Source organism: Leifsonia sp. PARNA 1/14 (genome assembly GCF_055720965.1).
In genome coordinates this window covers 661,207-667,844 of the sequence record NZ_JBVQSP010000001.1, presented here as the reverse complement: position 1 = coordinate 667,844, position 6,638 = coordinate 661,207, and the positions used below count along the sequence as shown (strand labels likewise).

General features: G+C 71.8%; 7 protein-coding genes. 3 read left to right on the top strand and 4 right to left on the bottom strand.

Features of this window, described 5'->3' with window-relative positions:
- The 3 genes from AC0HS0_RS03380 to AC0HS0_RS03370 form a co-directional block, all read left to right on the top strand.
- Positions 1 to 807, top strand: an 807-nt coding sequence (locus tag AC0HS0_RS03380) for a sucrase ferredoxin (protein ID WP_472961647.1), incomplete at its 5' end; no start/stop codon positions are given.
- A gap of 47 nt (positions 808 to 854) precedes the next feature.
- Positions 855 to 1,490: a VOC family protein gene (locus tag AC0HS0_RS03375; RefSeq protein WP_472961646.1), complete on the top strand. Its 636-nt coding sequence runs from the start codon at positions 855 to 857 to the stop codon at positions 1,488 to 1,490.
- Complete coding sequence (locus AC0HS0_RS03370) at positions 1,459 to 1,593, top strand: hypothetical protein (RefSeq protein WP_472961645.1); 135 nt, start codon at positions 1,459 to 1,461, stop codon at positions 1,591 to 1,593. Before AC0HS0_RS03375 ends, AC0HS0_RS03370 begins: the two co-directional genes overlap by 32 nt.
- Before the next feature lie 18 nt (positions 1,594 to 1,611).
- On the opposite strand, the gene AC0HS0_RS03365 is transcribed toward AC0HS0_RS03370, so the two are convergent.
- The 4 genes from AC0HS0_RS03365 to AC0HS0_RS03350 all read right to left on the bottom strand — a co-directional run.
- Positions 1,612 to 2,037 carry a VOC family protein gene (locus AC0HS0_RS03365; RefSeq protein ID WP_472961644.1) on the bottom strand — a complete coding sequence of 142 codons (426 nt, stop codon included), beginning with the start codon at positions 2,035 to 2,037 and terminating at the stop codon, positions 1,612 to 1,614.
- 77 nt (positions 2,038 to 2,114) lie between these two features.
- Positions 2,115 to 2,528, bottom strand: coding sequence for a helix-turn-helix transcriptional regulator (locus AC0HS0_RS03360; protein ID WP_472961642.1), 414 nt, complete (start codon positions 2,526 to 2,528; stop codon positions 2,115 to 2,117).
- Positions 2,529 to 2,595: 67 nt separating this feature from the next.
- Complete coding sequence (locus AC0HS0_RS03355; protein WP_472961640.1) at positions 2,596 to 6,051, bottom strand: TM0106 family RecB-like putative nuclease; 3,456 nt, start codon at positions 6,049 to 6,051, stop codon at positions 2,596 to 2,598.
- Positions 6,052 to 6,115: 64 nt separating this feature from the next.
- Positions 6,116 to 6,638 (bottom strand): HhH-GPD-type base excision DNA repair protein (locus AC0HS0_RS03350; protein WP_472961639.1); only part of this gene is annotated, 523 nt, incomplete at its 5' end.

Below are 6,638 nucleotides of genomic sequence, written 5' to 3'. Positions count from 1 at the left end.
TGGTGGCTCCTGGTCGAGCTGGAGGGCTCGTGGGGACGCCACGCCTTCTTCGACTCCGACCTCGACCCGGCCCTGGGCGCGGCGATCGTCGGCCGCGCCGAGTCGGCCGGGGTGCGGCCGCTGGCCATCCGGCGCACGCGCCTCCGCGCAGACGAACGTCGCGGGCAGACACGTTGGCGCTGGGCGTACGTGGATGCGCGACCCGGCCGGACGAGCATCCACTGGGGAGTCGTCGACGATCCGGCGCTCCTGGCCGACATCCCGCTGGACGGTTCCATCGGGGAGGCCTCCGACCGTCCGGTGTTCGCCGTCTGCGCCCACGCCCGGCACGACCAGTGCTGCGCGGTGCGCGGACGCCCAGTGGTGGAGGCTCTCGCGCGCAGCCATCCCGAGGAGACCTGGGAGTGCTCGCACCTGGGCGGCGACCGGTTCGCGGCGACGATGATCCTGTTCCCGCACGGCCTGCTCTACGGCGCGGTGCCGGCGGACGAAGCCGGCACCGTGGTCGACCGCTACGCCGACGGACGCGTGGACCCGCGCTACCTGCGCGGCCGCACCAGCGTCAGCACGGTCGCGCAGGCCGCGATCGCGTTCGCGCGCGACCGGTCCACAGACGACGAGATCGATGCCTACCGGGTGATCGGCGAGCATCCGCATCCGCACGGCTGGACCGTCGTTCTGCTGCACCGCGGTCGCCGGGTCGTCGTGGAGGTCGGCGAACGCCTGTCGGCGCCGGTGCTCAGCACCTGCGCGGCGACGGTCGCGCATCAGGTGCGGGAGTTCGCGGCCGTCGCCGTGCGCGACTGACGTCCGGCCGCTGGTCCGCTCCTGCCGGAGCGGCGTATCGTGCGGCCATGGAGAAGCTCTACGCGTATCTCGAGTACGGGGACGCGCCGGCTGCGATCGACTGGCTGGTCGCGATCGGTTTCGATGTCGTCGCCCGATTCGACGCCCCGGACGGCCGGGTGCAGCATGCCGAGCTGAACCGCGGTGACGCCGCGCTGATGCTCTCCAGCAGCGACCGTCCCCGGGCCGGCCGCCCGCTCGTCGGCACCTCGACGGGAGCCGGTCTCTACCTCCGCCTCGACGATGTCGACGACACCTTCGCGCGCGCTGTCGAGGCCGGCGGCCGGGCGGTCATCCAGCCTGAGGGCACCGACTGGGGAGGACGACGGGCGCGCGTCCTCGATCCCGAAGGCAACGAATGGAGCTTCGGCACCTACGAGCCGGCATCCCGCCCCGAGCGGTCGGCCGCGGTCCGGATCGTGCCACTCGTCCACGTCGATTCGGTCGCTGCCGCGCTGCCTCTCTTCGAGGGGCTGGGAGCCGAGACCGTCGCACGATCACCGGAGGGCGACTTCGCACGGATCCGATTTCGCCTCCGGCGAAGAACTCCAGCTGCTCGGCCACCCGCCGAACCCGAACCAGGACACGGGGCTCGTCGAGCTGACCGCCGTCGTGGACGATCTGGAGGCCGTGCTGGCCGATGACCTCGGCGGCGTGCAGGACACGGGCTTCGGACGCCAGGCGATCCGTCGTGTTCCCGGTGGGCCGCTGCTGAAGCTCAACCAGTTTCCCCGCCGCGAGACCTGAGCGCGGCCCCGTCGGGCGCTAGGCGTTCTGCGGCTGCGCCGTCGACTGCAGGATGCGCACCATGTTTCCCGACGGGTCCCGGAACGCGCAGTCGCGGGGGCCCCAGGGCTGGTCCTTCGGCTCCTGGAGGACCTCCGCACCGCTGGCACGCACGCGCTCGAAGACGGAGTCGAGGTCGTCCTCGGTACGGAACACGACGTTGGTGAGCACGCCCTTCGCCACGAGCTCCTGGATGGCGTCGCCGTCCGACTGCGAACGGCCGGCGTACGGGTCGGACAGCACGATCTCGGTGCCTTCCCGCCCGGCGACGCCGAGCGTGATCCAGTGGTGGCCGCCCGACGCGACGTCGTTGAGCACGTCGAGGCCCAGCGCGTCGCGGTAGAACGCGAGAGACTCCTCCGGGTCGGTGACGGTGATGTGCGAGTACTGAAGCGAAATGGTCATGCGACCACTCTAGGAAGGGCTTCCGCCGGGCGCTTCTCCATTCCTGCTCGGTCTTGCACCGTTTCGCCGCGGCGCCACTAGCCCGGGATCGGCTTCGAGCGCACTGGCCGCGTGCGCTGCTTGGCGATGCAGTTCGGCATCGCCATCACCGCGCGGTGCTCTCGCGTGCGGTAGCTCGTCGGCGACTCGCCCACGACTTCCGCGAACTTGGAGCTGAAGGAGCCGAGGGAGGTACAGCCCACGGCCATGCAGGCCTCGGTGACGGTCATCCCCTCGCGCAGCAGCGACATGGCGCGCTCGATTCGCCGCGTCATCAGGTAACTGTATGGCGTCTCGCCGTACACCGCGCGGAACCGCCGGGAGAAATGCGAGGGCGACATGAAGGCCGAGGCCGCCATCGTGGGCACGTCGAGCGGCTCGGAGTACTGACGATCGATCAGATCGCGCGCTCGTCGCAGGATGACGAGCTCCTCGAGTTCTTCCGGTGACACCCCTCCACGGTAACGCGCGCCCCCGCGGCCCACCAGTCGCCGCTCCTGGTCGATCGCCCCTGCCTGCTCAGTCGCGCTCCACGAGCCGGATGAACGCGCTCAGCTCACCCACCCCGGCGGGTGTTGTCGGCAGGAACTCGGTCAGCTCCGGTGAATGGACGAGGTATGCCGCCCACTTCGCCCGGGAGATCGCGACATTGAGCCGATTCTTCGACAGCAGGAACGACATCCCCCGCGGGACGTCGGCCGCCGAGGATGCGGCGAGGCTGACGATCGCGATCGCGGCCTCCTGCCCCTGGAACTTGTCGACAGTGCCGACGCGCACCTCCGGATAGCCGGCGGCGTCGAGCGCCTCGCGCACCTCGGCCAGCTGCGCGTTGTAGGGGGTGACGACGATCACGTCGCTCGGGCCGAGCGGCGAGTCGTCGCGGTCGGCGGAGGGATCCGTCCAGGAGCGCCCGATCAGGTCGCGCACGAGCGCGACGACGACGTCGGCCTCCTGCGGCGACGCCGTGGCGTTGCCGGTGTGCGCGACGGGCACGGGGTGGAGGCCGGGGACGACGCCGGTGAGCTCGCGCTCACCAGCGCTCGGGTGGGCGTGCAGCCGCCCTTCGTACGACAGCGTGGACACGGACCGGGCGAGAGCCGGGTGGAGGCGGCGGCTCTCGGCGAGGAAGTAGCCGAACTCCGCCGGGAGCACGTCGTGCCCGTCGCTCACCCAGCCGAGGGCGGAGCCGTCGACCGGCTCGGGATGCCTCCCCTGGCTCACCTGAGGCAACTGTTGCGGGTCGCCGAGCAGCAGCAGGTTGTGGGCCGCCACTCCGACGGCGATGGTCGACGCCAGCGAGAACTGGCCGGCTTCGTCGACGACGAGCAGGTCGAGGCTCTCGCGCGGGAAGCGCGCCGGATTGGCGAAGTCCCACGCTGTGCCGCCGAGCACGAAGCCGCTCGCCTCGCGCTCCGCGGCGAACTCCAGTTGGCCGTTCCTTCGCAGCGGGGTGAACCGCGGCGACTCGGCGGCGCCGCTCGGCACCTTGCCGACGAGGGCGGGGTCGAGCCCGGTGGCCACGACGCGGTCGAGCAGGTTCTCGACGACGGCGTGCGACTGCGCCACGACGCCGACGCGCCAGCCGTGGTCGGCGACCAGGCGAGCGATCACGTGCGCGCCGAGGTACGACTTGCCGGTTCCGGGAGGCCCCTGCACGGCGAGATACGACGCGTCCAGATCGAGGAGGCTGGCGGTGACGGCCGCGATCCGGCCGCTGCCGTCCTGCGGCCCCTCGGGCGCGAGAACGCCGGAACGGGTGCGCGGTGGAGTGCGGCGCAGCAGGTCGACCGTCGCGTTCGCCGGCCAGCGCCCGGCCTGCAGCGCGGTGAGCAGGGCTGTCCCCCATTCCCGGATGGCCTCCGCGAGCGGCCGCGTGTTGGGCGGGGCCGCGGGCGTCAGCGCGGTCGGGAGGTGGTGGTATGCGGCGACGTCCTCCGGCAGCGTCTCGCGCACCAGCACCGAGCCGTCGTCGGTGACGTCGATGACGGCGACGGTACGCACCGTTCGCGCGCCCGGCTGCGCCCGCATAAGCCGGAACGGGCCCGGGTACTCGTAGAGCAGGTACGGCCCCGAGTTCTCGCTGACGCGCACCGCACTGCCCGCACCCCACTGGCCCGAGAGCAGGAGCTCGCGTCGCTCGACACGCTGGCCCTCGTCGAGATACCAGTCGCGCACGACCCTGGCGGTCTCGACGACCAGCACGTCGCGCGTGTCCGCCCACTCCTCCACCGGCTGGATCAGCCGGGAGAAGTGGCTCTGCCAGAAACTCTTCTGCTCGCGCCGGTGGAAGTCGATCGCCGCGGCGGCGAGTGCGACGGCCTCCCGGTCGGGCGTGCGGTGCGGGTCGAGCGGGTCGCCTGCGTACGCCAGCAGGCCCGCACGCAGCGGGGACGCCTCGGGAGCGACCTCGGGCTCCTCGAGCGGAGCCGCGCCGATAGGGACGCCGTTCTCTTCGGCCCGGGCGAGCAGCCAGTCGCGCAGGCGCAGCGTCGAGACGCAGTCGTACCGGTTGTAGTCGCCGAGCGCGTCGAGCAGCGGCTGCGCTTCGTCGAGGCGGCCCAGCGCGATGAGGTCGCGGGCGTTGGCGTACTCGGTGATCGAGTCGGCGCCGTTCGTCACCTCGCTCTGCCGCAGCTCGGAGCCCATGTAGAGCGGCTCGAGCTTCTTGATCGAGTACGACCGCGACCCCACGCGCACGGACTTGCGCACCAGCGGGTAGAGGTCGACCATCACGGAGTCCCGGAGCAGGGCGTCGACCTCCTCTTCGCCGACCCCGTGCCGGGCGGCGAGGGACAGCAGGTGCGTCTGCTCGTAGGCGGCGTAGTGGTAGATGTGCATCCCGGGGAAGGCGGCCCGTCGCTCCCGGACGAACGCGAGGAACCGCTCGAGCGCCACGCGCTCTTCGGCGAAGTCGTGGGCCCAGAACGCGGTGAACCGTGCGTCCTGATCGACCATCCCGAACAGGTAGTCGAGGTTCCAGCGCTCCCCCGAGCCCTCCGTGTAGAGCGGGTCGCCCTCGAAGTCGAAGAAGATGTCACCGGGATCGGGCTCCGGCAGCACGGCGAGCACCGGGGCGTTGAAGACGCGGATCGGCGGGGGTGCGCCCTCGACGGCCTCCAGCTGCAGCCGCGCCTGTTCGCGCAGCCCTGTCAGCGTGCCCTCGGGGACGCCCTCGACCGGCGCGGTGGAGGCGGCGAGCGCGTCGATCGTCGTGATGCCGGCGGCGAACAGGCGCTCCCGCTGCGTCACGCGCATCCCCGCGACGAGCAGCACGTCACGCGCGGCCTGCACCTCGGCGTCGCAGGTGTCGCAGCGGCCGCAGACGGTGAACCGCGGGTCGCCCCAGGCCACCGGCCCGGGGTCGGCGATGTGCTCGGCGATGATCTGCAGGAGGCGGGCGCGCCGCTTGCGGTAGACGGGCTCGATATCGGAGAGCCTGTGTTCGCTCACCGATCCGTCTCCGAGCAGCAGCTCCACGGTTCCGTCGACCTCCACGCCGGTGCGGCGCAGCTGCTCCGCGTAGGCGGCGAGCTGGAGCAGCGCGGTCACGCGGGCGCTGCGGGCGAGCTTGGAGTCTTGCACGCGGTAGCGGCCGTCGGGGAGGCGCACCACGAAGTCGGCGAACCCGACGAACGAGCCGTCGAAGAATGTGGCCTGGAAGACCACCTCGCTCGCCCGCGCGAAGGCGCGCGCGGTGTCGGCGACCGCCTCCGCCAGCGAGTCGGCCGTGAGCGACTCCGGCCGCCCGATCTCGGCGACGCCGGCCCCGAACTGTTCACGGTAGCGCTCGAGGATGTGGTGCTCGTGCTCGTCGCCCAGCCGGGAGGAGCGCACGTACATCGGGTCGTCGACCTCGTCGGTCTTCTCGATCCTCCCCAGCTTCACATCGAGCGAGCGCAGGAAGGCGAACTCGCATTTCGACGCCTCGGTCAGGTCGCTGGCGCTGGTGACGATCACCCCGTCGAGTAGGAACACACCGCAACGCTATCGGCGCCCGCCGACATCCGCGGCGCGCGGGGGCCTCGTGCGCGGGTGAGCCTCAGCCCTTGGCCGCGGCCTTCACCGCCCGCTTGTGCTCGCGCACCCGGGTGAGCGAGTCGGCGTCGACGATGTCGGCCACGGAACGGTAGCCCTCCAGCCCGTAGTCGCCCGCCGCCTCCCGCCAGCCGGGGACGTCCAGCCCCTTCTGCTTGCCGAGCAGTGCGAGGAAGATCTTCGCCTTCTGCTCGCCGAAGCCCGGCAGCGCCTTCAGCCTGCGCAGCACCTCGGCGCCGTCGGGGTCGCCCTGCGTCCAGATCGCGGCGGTGTCGCCGCCCCACTCGGCGACGATCGCGGAGGCCAGCGACTGCAGCCGGCCGGCCATCGAGCCCGGGAACCGGTGCACCGACGGCGTCTGCTTCATCACCTCGACGAGCCGGTCGGGGTCCAGCGCGGCGATGCCGGCCGGGTCGAGCGACCCGAGCCGGTCGCGGAGCTTGGCGGGGCCGGTGAACGCGGTCTCCATCGCGATCTGCTGATCGAGCAGCATCCCGACGAGGAGAGCGAACGGGGACTGGTCGAGT